Annotated in this window: 18 protein-coding genes; 11 read left to right on the top strand and 7 right to left on the bottom strand. The window is 71.5% G+C overall.

Translation table 11 applies throughout. The features are described from left to right. Positions 1-3: 3 nt before the first annotated feature. A complete protein-coding gene (locus NAF06_RS12195; RefSeq protein WP_008580714.1) occupies positions 4-4,749 on the bottom strand; it encodes a DUF7997 domain-containing protein in 4,746 nt (1,581 codons plus the stop codon). Positions 4,750-4,898: 149 nt separating this feature from the next. Between NAF06_RS12195 and malA the strand changes: the two genes are divergently transcribed. From malA to NAF06_RS12180, 3 genes are all read left to right on the top strand, one after another. Continuing rightward, entirely contained in the window at positions 4,899-6,995 is a 2,097-nt protein-coding gene (malA, locus tag NAF06_RS12190; RefSeq protein WP_008580712.1) for an alpha-amylase MalA, read from the top strand. Between the two features lie 108 nt (positions 6,996-7,103). Continuing rightward, complete coding sequence (gene malQ, locus NAF06_RS12185) at positions 7,104-8,594, top strand: 4-alpha-glucanotransferase (protein WP_008580709.1); 1,491 nt, start codon at positions 7,104-7,106, stop codon at positions 8,592-8,594. A gap of 4 nt (positions 8,595-8,598) precedes the next feature. After that, entirely contained in the window at positions 8,599-9,627 is a 1,029-nt protein-coding gene (locus NAF06_RS12180) for a sodium:calcium antiporter (RefSeq protein WP_049908505.1), read from the top strand. Between the two features lie 22 nt (positions 9,628-9,649). Here the strand turns inward: NAF06_RS12180 and NAF06_RS12175 are convergent, their stop codons facing one another. Further along, on the bottom strand, positions 9,650-9,865 hold the full coding sequence (locus tag NAF06_RS12175) for a PLDc N-terminal domain-containing protein (protein WP_049908509.1): 216 nt from the start codon (positions 9,863-9,865) through the stop codon (positions 9,650-9,652). 98 nt (positions 9,866-9,963) lie between these two features. Between NAF06_RS12175 and NAF06_RS12170 the strand changes: the two genes are divergently transcribed. The 6 genes from NAF06_RS12170 (at position 9,964) to NAF06_RS12145 (ending at position 14,977) form a co-directional block, all read left to right on the top strand. Then, positions 9,964-10,296, top strand: a complete 333-nt coding sequence (locus tag NAF06_RS12170; RefSeq protein ID WP_008580703.1) for a hypothetical protein — start codon at positions 9,964-9,966, stop codon at positions 10,294-10,296. A 70-nt stretch (positions 10,297-10,366) separates the two neighbouring features. Continuing rightward, a complete protein-coding gene (locus NAF06_RS12165; RefSeq protein ID WP_008580701.1) occupies positions 10,367-11,680 on the top strand; it encodes a Zn-dependent hydrolase in 1,314 nt (437 codons plus the stop codon). 73 nt (positions 11,681-11,753) lie between these two features. After that, positions 11,754-12,710 (top strand): mechanosensitive ion channel family protein, encoded by a 957-nt coding sequence (locus NAF06_RS12160; protein WP_008580698.1) that lies wholly within the window; start codon positions 11,754-11,756, stop codon positions 12,708-12,710. Between the two features lie 426 nt (positions 12,711-13,136). Beyond that, positions 13,137-14,201: a transcription initiation factor IIB gene (locus tag NAF06_RS12155; protein ID WP_008580695.1), complete on the top strand. Its 1,065-nt coding sequence runs from the start codon at positions 13,137-13,139 to the stop codon at positions 14,199-14,201. Positions 14,202-14,273: 72 nt separating this feature from the next. Further along, positions 14,274-14,453, top strand: a complete 180-nt coding sequence (locus NAF06_RS12150; RefSeq protein WP_006630112.1) for a DUF7836 family putative zinc-binding protein — start codon at positions 14,274-14,276, stop codon at positions 14,451-14,453. Between the two features lie 290 nt (positions 14,454-14,743). After that, on the top strand, positions 14,744-14,977 hold the full coding sequence (locus NAF06_RS12145) for a UPF0058 family protein (protein ID WP_004598519.1): 234 nt from the start codon (positions 14,744-14,746) through the stop codon (positions 14,975-14,977). A gap of 103 nt (positions 14,978-15,080) precedes the next feature. Here the strand turns inward: NAF06_RS12145 and NAF06_RS12140 are convergent, their stop codons facing one another. Then, positions 15,081-15,479 (bottom strand): DUF555 domain-containing protein, encoded by a 399-nt coding sequence (locus tag NAF06_RS12140; protein ID WP_008580687.1) that lies wholly within the window; start codon positions 15,477-15,479, stop codon positions 15,081-15,083. Positions 15,480-15,540: 61 nt separating this feature from the next. Further along, positions 15,541-16,467, bottom strand: coding sequence for a DNA-3-methyladenine glycosylase family protein (locus NAF06_RS12135; protein ID WP_008580685.1), 927 nt, complete (start codon positions 16,465-16,467; stop codon positions 15,541-15,543). A gap of 92 nt (positions 16,468-16,559) precedes the next feature. On the opposite strand from NAF06_RS12135, the gene NAF06_RS12130 reads away from it, so the two are divergent. Then, positions 16,560-17,060, top strand: a complete 501-nt coding sequence (locus NAF06_RS12130) for an SRPBCC family protein (RefSeq protein ID WP_049908504.1) — start codon at positions 16,560-16,562, stop codon at positions 17,058-17,060. Between the two features lie 34 nt (positions 17,061-17,094). On the opposite strand, the gene NAF06_RS12125 is transcribed toward NAF06_RS12130, so the two are convergent. Both NAF06_RS12125 and NAF06_RS12120 read right to left on the bottom strand, forming a co-directional pair. Continuing rightward, positions 17,095-18,657, bottom strand: coding sequence for a sensor histidine kinase (locus NAF06_RS12125; protein ID WP_008580682.1), 1,563 nt, complete (start codon positions 18,655-18,657; stop codon positions 17,095-17,097). 60 nt (positions 18,658-18,717) lie between these two features. Next, positions 18,718-19,605 (bottom strand): DMT family transporter, encoded by an 888-nt coding sequence (locus tag NAF06_RS12120; RefSeq protein ID WP_008580680.1) that lies wholly within the window; start codon positions 19,603-19,605, stop codon positions 18,718-18,720. 132 nt (positions 19,606-19,737) lie between these two features. On the opposite strand from NAF06_RS12120, the gene NAF06_RS12115 reads away from it, so the two are divergent. Beyond that, the gene (locus NAF06_RS12115) at positions 19,738-20,022 is read left to right on the top strand and encodes a DUF8124 family protein (RefSeq protein WP_008580678.1); all 285 of its coding nucleotides are present in this window, start codon (positions 19,738-19,740) and stop codon (positions 20,020-20,022) included. A gap of 33 nt (positions 20,023-20,055) precedes the next feature. On the opposite strand, the gene NAF06_RS12110 is transcribed toward NAF06_RS12115, so the two are convergent. After that, positions 20,056-20,424: a hypothetical protein gene (locus tag NAF06_RS12110; RefSeq protein WP_239638680.1), complete on the bottom strand. Its 369-nt coding sequence runs from the start codon at positions 20,422-20,424 to the stop codon at positions 20,056-20,058. Between the last annotated feature and the right edge of the window lie 689 nt (positions 20,425-21,113).

The raw sequence follows: 21,113 nt of genomic DNA, 5'->3' as shown, positions 1-21,113 counted from the left end.
CGGCTACAGCCGCAACCGCTCGACTGCGGTCCCGGCGGCCTCGAAGTCGGCGTCGGAAGCGGCCGCGACGACGACCGTGCCCGCGTCGGTCGCGGCGTCGAGGTCGACCTCGAAGTCGCCGTCGGCGTCCGGCGTCACGAGCGCCGAGGTCGAGCGCGTGTGGACCGCCACGCGCTCGCCGTCCGTCTCGCCGGCCACGACGACGGCGTCCTCGACGAACTCGGCTGTCGCGGTCAGCGCCGGGCCGGCCGGGCGGTCGCGCTCGACGTAGCGGTCGCGGACGACGGTCGGCGTCTCGACCGGCTCGCCCGCGTCGACGCCGTGCGCCAGCCGCACGAAGCCGGCCATCGACCACGCGAGGGGGGTCGCCCCCCCGGTCCCCTCGCCGAACTCCCAGCCGTACTTCGTCGGGTGTTCGCGGTCCCACACCTGCTCCGGGAGCATCAGCCCGGAGTTGCCGAAGCCGGCCATCGTCTCCAGGAGGGTCTGGGGTTCGAGCATCTCGTCGTCGGTGCCGCCGAAGGCGTCGGGACCGTCGGCGCGGGCGCGGAGCTCGTACTCGCCGCGCTCGCCGGTGAATATCGGCCAGAGCCGCCCGCGGCCGTCGCCGGTGCCGGCCCACGGCGCGCCGGGGTCGCCGACCGCGATCTCGCCGTACGCGTCCCCGACGTAGCGGTACCAGGCCGCACCGTGGGGCGTGTCGACCCGGATCGAGTCGTCGACCACGGAGACGGAGTTGCGGACGACCTCGTCGTCCGCGGGTTTGATCCCCAGCCGGACGAGTTCGAGGAACCCGCCGTCGACGATCTCCCGCTCGTCGTACGTCGGCCCGTCGTTGGCGATCGTTCTGGGACGCCCCGCCTCGGGATCGCCGTCGGCCGTGATCCGGAGGTAGTACGGCGTCTCCTCGTGGCGGTCGGTTCCGGTCGCGGTCGCGCACCACTCCTCGACGCGCGCCGCCCAGTCGTCCGCGAGCGCCAGCCACGCGAGCGCGTCGGCGCGGAGCGAGTCGGGCGATTCCCCGCCTTCGGTTTCCCCCTCCGTGCGCCGGTCGGCCTCCGCGAGCGCGAGCGCCGCGCCGGAGACCAGCCCCGCTATCTCGGCGGCGATGCTCGACGGCGAGTAGCCGGCCTCCTCCTCCCACCGCTCTTGGGCGGTCTCGGGACCGTTCTCGGCGATGTAGTCGAGCGAGCGAGCGACTTGGTCGTAGGTGTAGCCCGCCTCGTCGAGCGTCACGCCGCGCTCGTACAGCTGCCACGCCATCACCGAGGGGAAGCCGATGTTGTCCATCTGCTCGCCGCCCCACCGGGTCCGCCCGTCGATGTAGGTGTTCTGCGGGAGGAACCCGTCGTCGTCCTGCTGGGTGTTGTACAGGTACGCCAGAGCGTCCGCGCCGCGTTCGAGCTCGTCCATCTCGATCAGCGCCGTGAACACCTGATAGAGGTCGCGCGACCAGACGAAGTTGTAGCCGTAGCCGCGGTCCTCGGCGGCGTACTCGGTCTCGCCCCACGGGACCGAGGGGCTGGCGATCCCCGCGCCGTCGTGGGCCTTGTCCTCGACGGCCGCCAGCGTCATCAGCGCGAAGCGGTACTGCGCCGCGAGGTCGGGGTCGTCCGCGACCGAGTCCGGGAGCTCGCGACCGTCGAGCCACGACCGCCACGTCTCGGCGTACGCGTCCGCGGCGTCGTCGAAGCCGCGCGCGAGCGCCCCCTCGGCCTCGCCGAGCGCCGCCGCGGTGTCGGAGTCCTCGGCGAACCCGAGCGCGACCGTGTCCGCGACCGCCTCGCCGCTGCCGACCAGCCCGGCGAGGAGGACGTTGCCGACCGCCTCGCTCGACGCCTCGCGGCGCTCGCCGTCGCCGAACAGCGCGTCCGCCGCCTCGCCGCCGGCCGCGAGCGCGCTCGCCCAGTCGAAGCCGTCGCCGCTGGCTAAGGCGAGCGCGGGGTCGAACGGCTCGCCCTCGTCGTCGACCAGCTTGCCCGCGTCGCGGTCGGGGTTGTCCTTCCGCGCGAGCAGGTGCGCCCCGGCGTCGCCGTCGACGCGCTCGGCGCGGTCGTCGGTGCCCACGTTGGCGACCGTCGCGTCGACGAGCGCGTACACGTCGTACTCGCGGCTCCCCTCGAAGCGCACGTCGGCGAGGATCGCGGTCCCGTCGGTGTCGACCGCGTACTCGACGCGGAGCGTCCAGCCGTGGCCGTGGCCGTCGCCGGTCTCGCGGATCGTCTGGACGTACGCGAGCGCGTCGTCGGCCGCCGGCTCCGTCGTCCGCTCGACGGTCTCCGTCGCCGTGACGTGGTCCGTCTCGTCGAACGTGCGGACCGCGTACTCGGAGTCGGGGTCCGCGACGAGGAAGTCGAACGTCCGGACGTTCATCACGTCGATCCGAGGGAACCGCGCCTCGGTGAGCGCCCCCTCGGTGAGCGTGAACCACACCGGAACCGGATCGTCGGCGTCGTAATCGGCGGGCGTGCCGACCCCGAACTTCCGGCCGGTCGTCCAGTGGGGGGCCGCCTCGGGACCGGTCTCGCGGTCGTGCGGGACCGGGAGCTCGCCGTGGCTCGCGAGCGTCACCGTCGCGTCGATCCGGAGGGCGTGCGACCACGCGATGGGGGTCGCGCTGTCGAGGTCGCCGTCGTCGAACGCCTGCTCCGCGAACAGCCCCGCCTCGTTGACGAAGGGGCCGTCCCGCTCGCAGAGCGCGTACAGGTCGCGGGCGTCGGCGAACAGCGGGCCGGGCTCGCCCCCGCGCTCCGCGACGACGCCCGCGAGCGTCGCCGCCGCCGTCGCGCCCCACAGCGTCGCGATCGACCACACCTTCGCCGCGCCCTGCTCGGCCGTGCGCCAGTCGTCGCCGGTGAACCGGACCAGCCCCTCCACGGCCGCGGTCTCGCGCCGGAGCGCGTCGATCGACTGTCGGACGTGCGTGTTGACGCGGTCGAGGAAGCGGTCGAACTCGCTCGCCTCGACCGACTCGACCGAGCCGGCACCGTCGGTGGCCGCCGAGCCGTCGGCCGCGTCTCCACCGGACGCGGAGGCCGCGTCGGTCGCGGACGAGTCCGCGGCGTCCCCGTCGTCGAGCAGGGCGGCGTACTCCGCGGCGGCGGTCGCGAGCGCGAAGGTGCTGGCGTCGGCGCGACCGTCCCGCCCCTCGTCGCTCGCGCGCTGGAGGAACCGCTCCGTCTCGGGGTTCCAGCGGGCGTCGAGCCCGGACAGCGCCGCGTCCGCGGCGGCCGCGGCCTCGTCGCGCAGCCCCTCGTCGACCGGCGCGCGCGCCACCGCGGCGAACGCCCGCAGGTACTCGGCACCGGTGTGGGTGAACCGCCCCAAGGCGTTCTCCCAGCAGTTCTGACAGCGGCGGGGGAGCCCGTCGTCCTCGGTCGTTTCGAGGAGGAAGTCGACGGCGTCGGCGATCGTCTCGTCGGTCCGGTCGCGCCACTCGGCCGGGAGGTCCGCCTCGCGCCGGAGCGTCGCGAGGAAGGCGACGACCGTGGCGGGCTGGTCGAGCTGGTCGTTCGGGCCGGGAGTGCCGTTCGCGCCCTCGATCCGGGCGTTCGCCCACCCGGGCGCGACCTTCCCGGAGTCGGCCCACACCCGGTGGGGCCACGAGCCGTCCGCGTCCTGCGTCCGGCAGAAGAAGCTCGCGGTCGCGAGCAGCTCCTCGTCGGCGTCGAGACCGAGCTCCTCGCTCGCGTCGAGCAGCGCGGTCGACACCGTCGCCTCGTCGCGGAACCACGTGTAGCCGTACCCGCCGGAGGTGGAGTAGAACGGGTCGAACTCGGGCGCGGCGATCCGCGCGCCGGACTCCGCGGTGAGCAGGTCGAGCGCGCGGAGGTCGCTCGCGACGACCGACCGGCGGGGGGCGTCCTCGGGCACGTCCGGGCCGCGGCCGTCCGCGGCCTCGCGGAGGTCGTCGGCGTCGGGGTAGGCGGTGGCGATGTTCGAGACCGCCTCGATGCGGCGCTGGCGGTCGATCCCGTCGGTGAGCGCGTCCTTCGCGTCGTCGCCGGTGTCGCGCGCCTCGCGGCGGTCGACGACGGCGCGGCCCGCGAGCGTGACGCGCTCGGTGCGCCCGTCGCGCTCGAACGGCGCGCGGACGACGACGTCCGGGGTCAGCCGGGAGTCCTCGCGGCGGTCGATCTCGCCGCGGTGCGGGAAGCCGTCGCCGTTCTCGCCGAGGAGTTCCGGGATCGTCCGGAGCCGCTGGCCGTGGGCGTTCGAGAGGCCGGTGGAGGCGGTGAGGAAGTCGTGCTCCGTGCGGTGGTACACCTCGACGACGCCGCCGTCCGCGGGGCCGGCGGCCTCGTGGACCATGTTGCCGACGCGGCCCTCGACCATGTCGGGCGAGAACGCGTAGGCGGCGACGAGTTCGGCGTCGGCCGGCGGCGACCCGCGGAGTTCGACGTGGGTGAGGTGCGTGTCGCTCACGACGAGGTCGAACTGGTGGATCGTGTAGCGGCCGGCGTCGTACTCTGTCTCGACGAGGGGCGTGTCGCCCTCGTAGTGCTGGCGGGTCGTCTCCAGGTCGTCGAACCACCGGACGCCTCGCCCGGCGGTGATCCCCATTCGGAGGCGGTCGGCACCGCCGACCCCCGACAGCGAGTACGAACAGTCGTGGACGGTCCCGTCCGGCCCGACGTGGACCAGACGGCCGTCGTCGCCGGTGAACGCGCCGGCGGTCATCGAGTGCTCCGCCGGGTAGCGCTCCCCGCGCCGACGTTCGTGTTCCGTGAGGGCGGTACGCAGTCGCATACCCGCTCTGCGCCTGCCGGAGTAAAAGCCTTGACGACCGCGGCGGAGACGGGGTGCGGGGGAAGAAGACACCGCGAGCACGGCGTCGCCGCGTTCTCGACGCCGGCACAAGAGCAACACCGAAGGCCCCGGGCGTCGATGGCCGTCACATGCACCACCCCGGACCCCCGCGCTTCCTCGCGACCGGCGAGCGGACCGAGTTGGCACCGAGAGACCCGGACCCGGACGGCCGGTACGCGTGGCGCGTCGCCGACGCGCCCCCGGGCAGCGAGGCGACCGTCGGCGACGCCCCCGTGACCGAGTTCACCCCGGACGTCCCGGGCCGCTATCTGCTCGGGCTGGACGCGCCGGACGGCGACCACCTCCTCACGGTGCGGGCGTTCGCCGCGAGCTACGAGGGGGTCGACGTCGCGGGCGGGAGCGGCACCGCGATACGCGACCGCGACGGGGGCGACGCGCCGGCGGGGTACGCCGCGCGGGAACGCCGCGAGGGAGTCGGGCGACCGCGCGTTCGGGTGGACGCGCGCGTCGAGTTCGACGGCGACGGCGCGGCCGGGGAGCGCGCCGGCGAGGCGGTGTTCACCGCGACCCCGACGCCGAACCCGGAGTCGACGCTCGACGCCGCGGATCTGGCGGTGACGTTCGCCGTCGACGACCGCGACGTCGAGCGCGCGATGGCGGCGGGACGCACAAACCCCCGGGACGCGCTCGACGTGGCCGAGGACGGCCGCGAACTCCGCGTGCCGCTCGACGCCGTGCCGGACCGGCTCCGCGTCCACGCGGTCGCGGTGGCGAGGGACTCGGGCGCGGATCCGCGGGTCAGCGTCGCCGACGCGGCCGCGGTCGAGCGCGTCCCCGCCGACGGTCGCCCCGACGACGACGCCGGGGAGGCGGGGCTGACGCCCGACGCGCCCGACTTCGAGACGCGGCGGCTCAACGACCCGCCGGAGTGGACCGAGGGGGCCTCCGTCTACGAGGTGTTCGTCCGCACCTTCGCGGACGCCGACGAGGGGGAGACGTTCGACGCCATCGCCGAGCGAATCCCGAAGATCGCTGCGCTCGGCGTCGACACGCTGTGGCTCACGCCGGTCCTCGGCCACGACGGGAAACCGCACGGGTACAACATCGTCGACTTCTTCGACACCGCCGACGACCTCGGGGACCGCGATGACTTCGAGGCGCTCGTCGAGACCGCCCACGACCACGGGCTGCGCGTCCTCTTCGACTTCGTCGCAAACCACACCGCCCGCGAACACGAGTGGTTCCGCGACGCCTACCGGAACCCCGACTCGCCGTACCGGGACCGCTACGAGTGGCAGGAGTCGGGCGAGCCGGGCACCTACTTCGACTGGGAGCTGATCGCGAACCTGAACCACGCGAACCTCGACGTGCGGCGGTTCCTGCTCGACGTGATAGACGAGTGGGCACCGCTGGTCGACGGGTTCCGCTGCGACATGGCGTGGGCCGTGCCCGACTCGTTCTGGCGCGAACTCCGCGACCGCGTGAAGGACATCGACCGCGAGTTCCTCCTGATGGACGAGACCATCCCGTACATCCCGGGGTTCCACGAGGGGATGTTCGACGTACACTTCGACGCGACGCTGTACTTCCAGCTCAGACAGGTGGGCCGGGGGGCGGAGCCGGCCGCCAGCGTCCTCGACGCGGTCGACCAGCGCGCCGAGATCGGATTCCCCGACCACGCGGAGTTCCTCCAATACATCGAGAACCACGACGAGACGCGCTACCGCGTCGAGTGCGGCGACGCCGCCGCCGCGGCCGCGGGCGCGGCGATCATGACCCTGCCGGGCGTGCCGATGGCGTACGCCGGGCAAGAAATCGGCCAGCGCGGGCGGCGCGACGCCATCGCGTGGGACCACGCGCGCGAGGACGTGCGCGATCGCTACGAGCGCCTGGTCGCGACGCGACGGGAACACCCGGCGCTCGGACCGGCGGGGGACCTCGCGCGCGTCGACTACCACGTCGCGAGCGGCGACCCCACGGAGCGACCGATCGTCGCCAGCGGCGACGTACACCCCGACGACGTGGTCGCGTTCCGCCGGCGCGACGGCGACGACGACCTCGTCGTCGTCCTCAACTTCGCGCCCGCGGACGCAAGCGTCGCGGTCGGGCTCGACCACGGCGAGCGCGACCTCGTCACGGGGACCGAATGCGTCGTCGCGGACGCCGACGGGACCGATCGGATCCGCGTCGGCGACGTGGCCGTGGTACCGGTCGATTCGGAGTGAGCCGCCGCGGGGGGAGATCCTCGTTGTCGTCGCGCGCGGACGGGGGTCCCGTCGTCGACCGCGCGGTCGGACACAACGCTTGAGTCGGTGGGGATCGCAGGGGGCCGTATGCGATTCGACCGCTCCGACGGCGTCTTCTGTCACGTCACCTCGCTGCCGGGGGCGTACGGGATCGGCGACCTCGGCGAGGGGGCGCGCGAGTTCCTCTCGTTCCTCGGCGACGCCGGCGTCGATCACTGGCAGATCTGTCCGATCGGCCCGACGCTCTCCGTGGCCGGGGAGTCCCCGTACCAGTCGCCGTCGGCGTTCGCCGGCAACCCGCTGTTCGTCGACCCCGACGGGCTCGTCGCGGACGGCTGGCTCGACGAGGGAGACCTGAAGCCGGTCCCCGACTTCCCGACCGACCGCGTCGACTACGACGCGGTCCGCGAGTACAAGCTCCCGCTGTTGCGGACCGCCTTCGACCGGTTCGAGGAGCGGGCGGGCGAGGCGGACCGCGCCGCCCTCGACGCGTTCGTCGACGAGGAGCCGTGGCTCTCCGACTACGCGCTGTTCCGGGCGCTGTCGGAGGCGCGCCCGGAGGACGTGTGGACCGAGTGGCCCGCGCCCCTGCGGACGCGCGACCCCGACGCGCTCGCGAGCGCGCGAGACGAACACGCGCGGGAGATACGGTTCCGCGAGTTCGTCCAGTGGACGTTCGACCGCCAGTGGCGCGACCTGCGCGCGGTCGCGGCCGACGAGGGGGTGTCGATCGTCGGCGACGTGCCGATCTACGTCGCGCTCGACTCGGCCGACGTGTGGGCAAGCCCGGAGGCGTTCCGGCTCGACGAGGGGAACCGCCCGACCGCCGTCGCGGGCGTCCCGCCGAACGCGGGCGACTCCGGCCAGCGCTGGGGGAACCCGCTGTACGACTGGGAGCGGCTCGCGGAGTCCGGGTACGACTGGTGGCTCGACCGCTTCCGCCGGCTGTTCGAGCTCGCGGACGTGGCCCGGCTCGACCACTTCCTCGGGTTCGTGAAGTACTGGGCGATCCCCGCCGGCAGCGACGACCCAGCGGACGGCGAGTGGCGCGAGGGACCGGGTCGGGACCTGTTCGAGACGGTCGAAGGCGAACTGGGCGGGGCCCCGTTCATCGCCGAGGACCTCGGCTTCGAGGAGCCGGCGATGGACGAGCTGATGGCCGAGTTCGGCTTCCCGGGGATGCGCGTGCCGCAGTACGCCGACTGGTGCGCGGAGGGGAACGAGTACCAGCCGATGCACTACCCCGAGGGCGTCGTCGGCTACACCTCGACGCACGACACGGACACGTGGGCCGGCTACTTCGAGGACCTCCCGGAGCGCCAGCGCGACTGCTTCCGGTACAACGTCGGCTCCGACCCCGACGAGCCGAGCGAGTGGGCGATCATCGACGAGGTGTGGGCCTCCGAGGCGATCCTCGCCGTGACGACGGTTCAGGACCTGCTCGGGCTGGGGAGCGACGCGCGGTTCAACGAGCCGGGCACCCTGGCGGGCAACTGGGAGTGGCGCGTGCCGCGCGACGCGCTCGACGACGCGGTCGCAGACCGGCTGTGGGAACTGGCCGGCGACCACGTGCGGTAGGCCCGTGACGGGACCCCTTCCCGACGCGCCCGTGGTCCACGCTCTGGTTATCGCGGCGGCGACCGGTCTCATCTGGCTCGGTAGCGGGTGGTTGGAGGAGGCCGCCGAGACCCTCTCGGGGTACTACGGGCTGCCCGCGGTGGTTCAGGGGTCGCTCGTCGTCGCGGTCGGGTCGAGCTTCCCGGAGCTGGTGAGCGTGCTCGTCACCGCACTCACCGGGGTCTTCGACATGGGCGTGGGCGCGCTCGTCGGCTCGGCGATTTTCAACGTCCTCGTGATCCCGGCGGCCGCGGGCATCGGGGGCGAGGACGAGCTGGAGGCGAACCGGACGATCGTGTACAAGGAGGCGCAGTTCTACATGCTCGCGGTCTCGGCGCTGGTCGTGACGTTCGCGCTGGCGGTCATCTACTTCCCGGTCTCGTCGGACCCGATCGTCGGGACGATGCCCCGGTCGCTCGCCGTCATCCCGCTCGCACTGTACGCGCTGTACCTGTTCATCCAGTATCAGGACGTCGACGACGCGGAGACGGACCGGGTCAGGGACGGGGTGAACGTCGGCCGGGAGTGGGGGAAGCTGGCGGCCGGGCTCGGGCTCATCGTCGTCACGGTGGAGCGGCTCGTCGCGTCGGTCGAGTCGCTCGGCGTCGCCTTCGGGATCCCCGAGTTCCTCGCCGGCGTCACGATCGTCGCGGCCGCGACGAGCCTCCCGGACACGCTCGTGAGCGTCCGGACCGCGCGCAAGGACCGCGGCGCGACGAGCCTCGGGAACGTCCTCGGCTCGAACACCTTCGACCTGCTCGTCGCGATCCCGCTCGGGGTGCTGATCGTCGGCGAGGTCGCCGTCAACTTCTCGACGGCGGTGCCGATGCTCGGCGTCCTGACCGTCGCGACGGTTCTGCTGTTCGTGACGCTGCGGACGGGGCTGGCGCTGGAACGCCGCGAGTCGTACGCGCTGCTCGCGGCCTACGGCCTGTTCGTCGCGTGGGTCGTCGCTGAGACGGTCGGAGCGACGAACGCGCTCAAGGGAGTGTGAGCGTCCGACGGGCCGAGACTCCTCAGTAGGAGTTCCGGCCGATGATGAAGTACAGCAGGATACCGAGGATCGGCGCGAAGAACACGATGAGCGCCCAGAGGATCGGCGGGTGGTCGCTACGCGACTGCGCGTCCGAGTACGTCCACACGATCATCGCGAGGTGGACGACGAAAAAGAGGAGTCCGATCAGGAAGGCGATACCGGCGGCCGCCGCGCCTTGGAGGAGTAACGGGGACATGACGGTCGACATCACAACGGCCGCCGACAAGTGTTTTCGGGATTAGTCGCGGGGCCGGTCGGCGAAATAGATATCCGTGTGTAATGGAAACGATTTACATGGCCAGCGCGGTGCGCGCGGTCGGTGTCGGGATCGAGTGTCTCGGCGGGATCGGCCTGATCGGGCTGTCGCGGCTCGTCGACGGCGAGGTGCGCGCCGGCCCCCTCGCGGTCGGGTTCGCGGCCGGCTACTGCTACCGACACGCGCGGGCGACCGCAGGCTGTCGGCGGTTCCGGAGCGGACCGGGGCGGAGCCTGGGCGTGGCGATGGCGTGGGCGGCGCTCGGCGTCGCGGTCGGCCGCTCCGTCGACGAGCCGCCGTCGGCCCGGTCGTTCGGGGCCGGGCTCGGGCTGGGGTCGGCCGCATACTGGGTCGCGCGGCGCGGGGAGTGACCGCTTCGACGCGAGCGGTCTGGGCCGCCGCAGACCGAACCGTTTTGATCCCGCGGGACCCGCTTCCGGTATGGATCTCCCAGTCGACGCGGACCGGCTCCGCGCGGACATCGAGGCGAACGCGGCGTTCGGTCGGGTCGAGACGGAGGACCCGGAGGCGCACGCGCGGACGAATCGGACGGGAACGGAGTCGAACCGGGCGGCCAGAGGCCGGCTGGTCGAGCGCCTCCGCGACGCCGACCTCGACGTGACGGTCGACGCGGTCGGGAACGTCCTCGGGACGTGGACGCCCGAGAGCGCCGACCCGGACGCGGCCCCGGTCGTCTCGGGGAGTCACCTCGACAGCGTCCCCGAGGGCGGGATATTCGACGGGCCGCTCGGCGTGTACGCCGCGCTGGAGGCGGTGCGCGCGATGCGCGACGCCGGGGTCGAGCCGGAGCGACCGGTCGGCGTCGTCAGCTTCACCGAGGAGGAGGGCGGCACCTTCGGGAACGGCCTGCTCGGCTCGTCGGTCGCGACGGGCGAGACGCCCCTCGACGAGGCGCTCGCGCTGAGGAACGACGACGGAGAGTCGCTCGCCGAGGCGCTCGATCGGATCGGCTACCGCGGGGGAGACGCGGTCGACGCCGCCACCCCGACCGACGCGGACGGCGCGGCGACGACGCTCGACCCCGCGTCGTGGGACGCCTTCTACGAGCTCCACGTCGAGCAGGACACGACGCTGGAGGAGGCGGGCGCGGCCGTCGGCGTCGTGACGACGATCACCGGGATCACGCACTGCGAGGCGACGATCGAGGGGGAGGCGAACCACGCGGGCGCGACCGCGATGGGCGAGCGCACCGACGCGCTCGCGGCCGCGAGCGAGTTCGTCTTGGACGTGGAGGCGGCCGCCAAGGAGGTCGTCGAGACCGCGTCGCCGTCGGCGGTCGGGACCGTCGGGTCGCTATCGGTCGAGCCGAACGCGACGAACGTCGTCCCCGGGCGCGTCGCGGCCGGCGTGGACGTCCGCGACGTGGAGACCGAGTCGATGGAGACCGTCGTCGACGCCGCGCGCGGCTCCCTCGCTCGGCTGGAACGCGAGCGGGGGGTCGAGACGGAGTTCGAGCGCCCCTTCGACGTGGCACCGACGCCGATGAGCGACCGGCTGCGCGAGGCGGCCCACGGGGCGGCCGTCGCCGCCGACCGCGAGGCGATCGACCTCCACTCAGGGGCGGCCCACGACGCGATGCGGGTCGCGCGCGTCACCGACGCGTCGTTGCTTTTCGCCCCCTCGCGCGACGGGATCTCGCACAACCCCCGCGAGTGGACCGACTGGGACGACTGCGCCGCCGCGACCGAGGTGCTCGCGGGGGCGATGGGGCGCGCCGCGGTCGGCGAGCGGTGATCGTCGTCGGCTCTGACGGCCGCCGCGTCCGCGCCGGCACAACCGTTTTGCCGGTCGGCCGCGAGCGACGAGCGTGAGACGACCTCTCGGACTCGCGTCGCTCGCGGTCGGGCTGCTGGCGGGGATCGCCGGGACCGTCGCCGGCACGACCGGCGCGCTCGCCGACTGGCCGCCGATCGGCGGGTATCCCGCGGCGGTCGTCGCGGGCCGGTCGCTGCTCGTCGTCGCCGTCGCGGGCGTGGTGTACGGGAGCTACCTGCTCGCGGTCCGGGTGCTGACGCGGTCGGCGAGCAAGCGCCGGGCGCACAACGTCCGGAATCTGTTCCGATTGGCGTTCGGGATCGTCGGGACGGTGGCGACGCTCGCGGTGGCGACGGAGAACTGGCTCGGACTCCTCTTCTCGCTCGGCGTGATCGGCTTCGCGATCACCTTCGCGCTCCAGCAGCCGCTCCTGTCGCTGATAGCGTGGGTGTACATCGCGGTCAAACAGCCGTTCGGCGTCGGCGACCGCGTCCGGATCGACGACGCGAAGGGCGACGTGATCGGCGTCGACTTCCTCGTGACGACGCTGTGGGAGATAAACGGGGAGCTGGTGACGACGAACCAGCCCTCCGGGCGGGTGGTGACCGTGCCGAACAGCGTCGTCCTCTCGTCGAACGTCGTCAACTTCGGCGGCGGCGGGTCGCCGTACGTCTGGAACGAGGTGCCGATCCAGGTCGCCTACGAGACGGACCTGGAGTTCGCGCGCGAGGTGATGATCGAGGAGACGACGGACCTGCTCGGCCGGGACATGGCCGACGGGATCGCCGCGTACCGCGAGGCGCTCGCGGAGACGCCGGTCGAACTGGAGGTCCACGACGGGCCGACGGTCAACGTCCGTCAGGAGGAGTCGTGGGTCGAGCTCCGGGTCCGGTACCTGACCCATCCGCGGCGCGGTCAGCGCGTGAAAAATCGGTTGTACGAGCGGATCCTAGAGCGGTTCAACGACAACCCCGACCGCGTCGCGTTCCCGGTGAGCCGGAGCCGGTGACCCGCACGCCGTGAGCGGGATCGACGGATCCCGGACGCCCGTGGCGGGCCGGCAGATCCCGGACGCCCGAGGCGGGCCGGCAGATCTCGGACGCCGGAGGCCGATCGGCGAACCCCGGACGCCGGGGCCGGACCGGATGTCGTTTCGTGACCCGACCGCGCACGCGAGCGCGAAGTCGGCCGCAACGCGACCGCTTCGAGGGTGAAGTATATACGTCGCCGCGTTTCCGAACCGGCGGGGTTCGGTCCTCGCGTGGAGTCCCTGGTGCGCTGAATACCGGCTCAGACCGCCTTTAAGGGGCTTTCCGTCGGAGTTCGGGTCCTTGCGCACCGGCAGATTTATATACTTTTGCGACTAACTATGCGTTAACAGCTGGCGATTCGCGGACCTCGCTGTATTTTCGTCGGGGGATCGTCGGACCAACCCATGACAGAGACAGATACCTACAGCGGCGGCGGTACGGAGCGGGAACGACCGACGGACCCGAGCGACGGGACCGAGGGCGGGGAACGCACGCGCGTCCGATCGATGGAGTCGACGGCCGAGGGGTCCGAGAGCGCCGCGGAGACGACGAGCGAACGGGAGAGCGAGCGGACGACGACCTGCCCCGAGTGCGGCGGACGGCTCGCGAGCGACACGGAACACGGCGAGACCGTCTGTAGCGACTGCGGGCTCGTCGTCGAGGAGGACTCGGTCGACCGCGGGCCGGAGTGGCGCGCGTTCAACTCCGGCGAGCGGGACAGCAAGTCGCGCGTCGGGGCCCCGACGACGAACATGATGCACGACAAGGGGCTCTCGACGAACATCGGCTGGCAGGACAAAGACGCCTACGGCAAGTCGCTGTCCGGGCGACAGCGACGGCGGATGCAGCGGCTGCGGACGTGGAACGAGCGGTTCCGCACCCGCGACTCCAAGGAGCGCAACCTCAAGCAAGCGCTCGGCGAGATCGACCGCATGGCCAGCGCCCTCGGCCTCCCCGACAACGTCCGCGAGACCGCGAGCGTCATCTACCGCCGCGCGCTGAGCGAGAACCTCCTGCCCGGCCGCTCCATCGAGGGGGTCGCGACCGCGGCGCTGTACGCCGCCGCGAGGCAGGTGGGGAACCCGCGAAGCCTCGACGAGTTCACCGCCGTCTCTCGGGTGGAGAAGATGGAACTCACGCGGACGTACCGCTACGTCGTCCGCGAACTGGGGCTCCGCGTCCAGCCCGCGGACCCGACGAGCTACGTCCCGCGATTCGTCTCGCGGCTCGACCTCTCGGACGAGACCGAGCGGCGGGCCCGCGAACTGCTCGCCGACGCCGCGAGCGCGGGGATCACGAGCGGCAAGTCGCCGGTCGGTCTCGCCGCCGCCGCGGTGTACGCCGCCGCGCTGCTCTCGAACGAGAAGGTGACCCAGAGCCAGGTCTCCGACGTGGCGGACGTCAGCGAGGTCACCATCCGGAACCGGTACAAGGAACTGCTCGAGGCGAGCGGCGACGTGGCAGCCTGACGCGGCCCTCCGGATTCGCTACCCTCGGATCCGCCACCCACGTTTTTAACGCGGCCCGGTGTAAGCGGTGACATGGTCGACGCGTTCGTCAGACTCGTCTGTCCGGAGTGTGGCAAGGAGTGGCAGGACAATCCGGCCGACCTTCAGGACCTCCGATCCAACTTCAGCTGTTCGGCGTGTCACGCGACGCGACGGCTGACCGAGTTCATGCGGACGGAGCGCGACCTCGAGGCCGTCAGGCAGTTCCAGTAACCGACCGGGTGGTCCCGCGTCTCGACGGACTCGGCAGTCGACTCCGGAGAGTTCGACCCGGCGAGCTCAATGCGGCGACTCTCCTTCGATAGTTCTGCGCGTGTCGGGGCCGGCGAGCGGCCCTCGTTCGCGGGCGACGTTCGCGGCGGAGCCGCGGATGTACGCGAAACGATCCTGAACGATCTCCGAGAACCCACTTCTCCGCCCCGCTACTCGCGAAATACGCAAAGACCATGGTAACGTGGCTCAAGATAATAATATATACCTCCAGTAGCAAAGAACTGGTACTCATGAAGAAGCAGGAACTCATCCATCTTCACGGTCTCCTCGCGGAGGTACGAAAACAGTGCGAGTTCTGGGACGACGACGTCGACCTCGAAGCGTACGAGGAACTGGGCGTCAAGCCGACATCGATTCACAAGTCGAAGACCGACCACAAAGCGGCCGTTTTCAAGCTGACCGAAGGAATCACCGAGCCGATGGAGTCGTCCGAGTCGGAGCCCCTGGCCCCGACGGCCGACTGAGACCTTCCGCGTACTGCTCCTCGCCGACCGTCCCGTTCACCGCCCAGCGGAGCGACCGTCGTCCGACCGTCGGTACGTTCAGTCGCCGGCGCTTCCCTCGTCGTCAGTCGCCGGCGCTTCCCTCGTCGTCGGTCACCGGCGTCTCCTCGGCGCGGTCGCTCTCCTCGGGGTCGATTTCGGTGACCGACAGCACCTTCAGCGGGATGTTCTGGAGACGCTTTCCGATCTCCTTGCGCGCCACGCGGCTAGCGTGTTCGTCGCGGTCGACGTTGAACACGTCCATCTGAAGTTCCAGAGCGACGAGCGCCTCGTCCGCCGCGACGAACGCCGGATCGAGCTGTTCGCCGCCGGGCGACGTCCGCGTCCCGGCGTCGATCTCGACGTAGTTGAGGTCCGGGTTGAGCATCTCGCCGGTCTTCGAGATGGCGATCCGGACCGCCTCGTCGACGGTCTCCACGTCGTACACCGGGACCGCGGCCTCGACGACGACTCGACAGTCCATCACGTGCGGAGTTACCACGCGAGCGAGTATCAAACTTCGGCCGGGTCGCCGTTCGTCTCACTCACTCGCCGCCGGCGCGGAGGTAGTAGAACACGTACGTCTGCGCGTATCCGGCGAACTCCCCGCCGAACCGCTCGCGGATCGCCCGCGACGTCGCCGCGTAGCTCCCGCGGTCGCAGTCGGGGTAGTACTCCTCGATGGTGGTGCGGATCCAGGTGTCGAGCGGCACCGCCTCGAGGAAGCCGAGCGAGAACAGCAGCACGCAGTCGGCGACCTTCTCCCCGACGCCGACGAACCGCGTGAGCGACTCGCGGGCGTCCTCGTACGGCAGGTCGGCCGCCTCGCGGGGGTCCGCCTCGCCGCTCGCGACCATCTCGGCCGTGCGCTGAACGTACGGCGCGCGATAGCCCAGAGAGAGGTCGCGGAGTTCGCCCTCCGTGCGCGCGGCCAACTGCTCCGGCGTCGGGAAGGCGCGGTACGTCTCGTCGCCGAGCGCGACCGCGTCGCCGTACGTCTCCCGGAGTCGACGCTGCATCCCGTGGATGCGGGCGACGCGCATCTGCGCCGAGCAGATGAACGATATCAGGCAGGGGAACACCGGGTCGCGGGTCAACCGCAGTCCCTCGTAGGCGTCGTACGCGCGCTCCAAGAGCGGGAGGTCCGGCGTGGCGTCCACGATCGCGTCGAGGTCGTCGTCGAGCCGGAGCAGGTGGGTCAACAGCGGCTCGGCGTCGGTCGACGCCTCCCAGCGGAGCGTCCCGTCGTGGACGCCCCCCTCCTGTCGGACCCGGACCGCGACGCGCTCGTCGGTCACGCCGGGGATCGGGTCGACGACGGTCTCGTACCACGCGTCGCCGCCGTGCGCGTGGAGTTCGTCGTAGGTGTCGCCGTCCGCGCGGTTCCAGAGGTAGCTCTGTCCGCTTTCGAGCGTCGCCTGAAGGTCGAACGGTCCGGCCAGGTCGTCGACGTCGATCGCCCCGCGTTCCATCGTGTTCGGACAGGAGCCCCGTAGACATCGAGGTTTCGGTCCCGGACCGCCGCCGAGGACGGCTTTTTGTCCGCCCGACCCGTACCGCGGGTATGCCGACGTACAGGCGGACGACTCGGGTGCCGGCCCCGATCGAAGACGTGTGGGAGTTTCACTCCACGGTCGACGGACTGCGAGAACTCACCCCCGACTGGATGCGCCTCCGGATCGGCGGCGTCGAGGGGCCGGACGGGGAGTCAGACCCCGAGGTCCTCGTCGCCGGGTCGACGATCGAGATGTCGATCAGGCCGTTCGGGGTCGGGCCGCGACAGCGGTGGACCTCGCGGATCACCGAGCGCGAGCCCGAGGGAACGACCGCTCCCGAGCGCTCCGCCCGGTTCGTCGACGAGATGGAGGGCGGCCCGTTCCGACGCTGGGAACACACGCACGCCTTCTACGCCGACGGCGACGAGACCCTCCTCGTCGACACGGTCGCCTACCGGCTACCGCTCGGACCGCTCGGTGACGTCGCCGGCCCGCCGGCGAAGATCGGGTTCGAGGGAATGTTTCGCGACCGGCACCGTCGGACCGTCGACCGCTTCTCGGAGAACTGAGCGCGCCGCGGACTCGACCGCGAAGCGACACCGCCTACAGCGACGCGGCCTGCGTCGCGTCCGCGCCGAATGTGAGTTCGAAGACGGCACCGTCGTCGTTTCGCGCCTCGATGTCCCACTCGTGCGCCTCGACGATGCGGTCGACGATCGCCAGTCCGATCCCGGAGCTGTCGGCCGACGAGACGCCCGAGTCGAAGACCGTGTCGACCATCTCGACAGGGATGCCGGGGCCGTCGTCCGCGACGTACAGGCCTTTGCCCGCCGCGAGCGGTCCGATCTCTATGGTGACGTCCCGGCCGCCGTGGTCGATCGCGTTCCGGAAGAGGTTCTCGAACGCCTGCCGGAGCCGGCTCGGGTCGGCCTCGACGCGGCCGATCTCGTCGGCGATCGTGAGGGTCGCGTCGGGCGCGCGCACCGACTGCCACGCGTCCTCCGCCACGGCCTCGACCGGGACCGGCTCCGTGTCACCGATCGCCTCGCCGCGCCGCGCGAGCATGAGGAGGTCGTCGATCAGCGTCTCCATGCGGTCGACCGCGCCGCTCATCGCCTCGTAGCGTGCCGGTGATAGATCCTCCTCCGAGAGCGAGAGGTATCCCGAAAGCACGTTGAGCGGGTTCCTGAGATCGTGTGAGACGACGGCGCTGAACTGTTCGAGCTGTTCGGCCTGCCGCCGGAGCGCCCTCCGGCGATCGTTTCGGGCGACCGTGTGCGCGACGAGGTCGCCGAGTGTGCGGTACAGGTCGACCTCCTCGTCCGTCCACACCCGGCGGTCGTCCGACTCGAACGCGACGGTCCCGCTCAGTTCCCAGTCGACGACGAGCGGCACGTGAACCGTCGCCGGCGGTCGCTCGTCCACCTCCCCGCTCTCGTCACCGACGGACGCCGGAGCGGTGGAGGGACGGGCGACGTTCGCGAACGTCGACAGCTGATCGGGCTCGGGGAACTCCTCGAACGCGGTCGGTTCCGGTTCGAATCCGTCGGGACACCAGCTGTACGCGGGCACGAACCGCCCGTCGTCCTCCCGGTAACAGACGATCCGGTCGAGTTCGGCGTGTTCGCCCACGTTCTCCATCGTCCACTCGATCTTCGTGCCGACCTCGTCGGTCCGCGTGCTCATCAGCGTCGTCCCGGCGTCGAGCAGCACCTCGGCGAGACGGGCGACGTCGTCGTCGCCCAGTCGGACGCGATTGGGGTCCGCTCGGCTCGCGAGTCGCTCGACGAGTCGAGCGACATCGGCGGGTTCGTCGGCGACCGAGTTCCGCCCGCCCGCCTCCACCACGTCGTCCACGCCGGCCGACAGCAGAGTTCGGATCGTCGCTGTCGTCGCCTCGTCGACGAGCGCGATCACCGGCACGTTCGACGGGAGGGCGTCGAGGCGGTCTCTCACGTCTCCGTCGGCCGCGGCCGCGGCGGTGACGACCACTCCGCAGGTCGCTTCCAACGGGCTCTCGCCGTCGCGGTCCGCGTTGAGGTCGGCCGGGGCGAGCGCGCGAAACGTCGGGTGGGGACCCTCCCAAGCGGCGTCCACCGCACGGGACACGCGTTCGCCGGCGCTCGCGTCGTCGCCCACGAACGCGACGACTGTTGGCCGGTCCATACCCCGTCCAGTCGGCCGGCGGGCTTCAACGTTTATCCCAAAATATCGAGGCTGAAAACGCTACTCGCGGTCGGCGGCCGCCGTGACGTAGATGCCGAGGAGGACGACGCAGCCGCCGGACACGGTCGCCGGCGTCGGGGCCTCCGAGAGCAACACGAACGCGAGCAGCGTCGCGCCGACCGGTTCGCCGAGCAGCGAGACGGAGACGACGCTCGATTCGAGGTGTGCGAGCGCCCAGTTGAGGACGGTGTGGCCGAGCAGCCCCGGCCCCGCCGCCAGCCCGGCGAACAGCAGCCATTCACGCGGCGGATAGCCGGTGAGCGGACGCCCGGCCGCGAGGACGAAGGCGAACAGTACGACCACGCAGACGCCGTACACGACCGTGACGTAGGGGATCAGCGAGATGCGCTGGCGCAACGAGCGTCCCGCCAGCACGTAGCCCGCGGCGGCGACCGCACCAGACAGCGCGAGCGCGTTCCCGTACAGTGGACGGGGACCGACCGCCACGCCGCCGAGGAAATCGCCGAGAGACATCGACGCCATCCCGACCACGGCGACCGCGATACCCGCGCCCATGCGACGCGTGACCCGCTCGCGCAACAACAGCCACGCGCCGAGCGCGACGAACACCGGTTGGGCCTGAACCAGCGTCACGCTCGCCGCGACGCTGGTCCACCGGAGGCTCTCGAACCACGCCGCGAAGTGGACGGCGAGCGCGACCCCGGAGAGGGACGCGAACGCGAGGTCCCGAGAGCGGATCCGGGCGAACTCGCCGCGGTATCGCCACGCAGCGACCGAGGCCAGCGGCAGGGTAGTGAACAGCACCCGGTAGAACGCGGCGACCGAGCTCGGCGCGTCGCTCAGACGCACGAGGATCGCGCCCGCGCTCACGGCGGCCACCGCGACCGCCAGTCCCGCGCTCGGTGACACCGCCGGCTTCGAAGTCATCGGATCTCGCGGCCGTTCGAGCGGCGGGCGCTTACCGGTTTCGAGTGGTGGACGAGCAGGTCCGGAAAAACACACCCACCGCCCGACTGACGCAGCGACGGAGACTTGACCTCTCGGCTCGAACCGCGGGCCATGTGTGCGGACACGTTCGGCGTCGGCATCCGCGTCGCCGAGACGGAACTCCGCGTCGTCGTCGGCGTCCCCTCCGACATCGACGCCGGGTGGACCGACCCCGAGACGTTCCAGTCGCTCGTCGCGGAGACGGTGTGGGAGCGGCTCGACCGCCGCCGGACCCTGGAGGCGGTCGCAGCCCGATACGAGACCGGCGAGACGGCGCCGCTCGGAAGCGTGACAATCGAACCGGACGGAACCGTCGTGGAGACAGACCTCGAACGCGTCGGCGAGACGGACAACTGACGAACCGGGTGGGAGAGCGTCGCGAGCGGCGGCTCAGTCGTCCGACCCGCCCGCCTCGACCGCGACGCCGATGGCCCACGCGCGGTCCGGCCGGTACGCGGTGAGATCGTATCGGGTCGGCCCCACGGTCTCGCTCCACGTGTCCAACGCGCCGAGAGTCACCAAGCCCGACAGCGTCGCGCCGAGCGTTCGCGGCGTCGTCTCGGGATCCGCCAGCGCGGCGTGGACCTGCTTCGACTGCGGGTAGTTGCGGTCGCACGCCTCGATCCCTCGCTTGGCCTCCGCCCAGTGCCGACGGACGTACCCGAAGGTAGTCGGGTCCTCGCGCGCGAGCAGTTCGACCGCGTCCGCCTCGGGGTCGGTACCGACGAGCGAGTCGACGCCGTCACCGACTTGAGACACCAGTTCCACGGGACTCCCGGAAGACAATCCGAGCGCGATCCGATTCGCTCGCCCCTCAAACGCTTCAGGAGCCGGTCCGCGAACGCGACCGCGGAGTCGGATCCATTGCGCGCCGCGACGGGCGCGAGGTCGTCGATCACCAGATCGACCGTCCCCGAAGGGACGCCGTCGAAGTGAGACGCCACGGCGTCGAGTACCCGCTCGTTCACGGCCCCCCGACCGAGCACCGTGTACGCGAGCCCTTCGTTCGCCATGACCTGCGTCGACGAGGCAACCCCGCTCCGGGCGACGTCGCTCGCGTCGACCACCGCCTCCCGACTCGGCGGTCCCGCAACCGTCCGCTGCCACCCCGTTCGCCAGGCCTCGATGTCGGTCCCGAACAACACCGACACCACCCGCTCCGCGGCGATCCCGTCGCGAACCGACGGACGATCTCCACAGGCCAGTCGCACCGTGGCGTCGGCGTCGTTCGGTCCGTCCATGATACCTTAGCTTCACCGACAAAACTCATAAACTTACGCATGATACTATCAGTACTGATATGACTATCCGCGAGCGGGGTCCCACCGGTCGCTCGCGGTCCAGCGACCGAGTACGCCGTCGCCGTTCGACGGTGCCGTCGAGGCCGCTACACAGCGGCACCGGCTCGGGTGTCCGTGCGACTATCGATCGGTCGTTGATCGCGAGCG

Source organism: Halorubrum hochsteinianum, assembly GCF_023702125.1.
Taxonomy (GTDB): domain Archaea; phylum Halobacteriota; class Halobacteria; order Halobacteriales; family Haloferacaceae; genus Halorubrum; species Halorubrum hochsteinianum.
The sequence above is the reverse complement of the archived record's forward strand: the minus strand, read 5'-3'. Positions and strand labels throughout refer to the sequence as shown.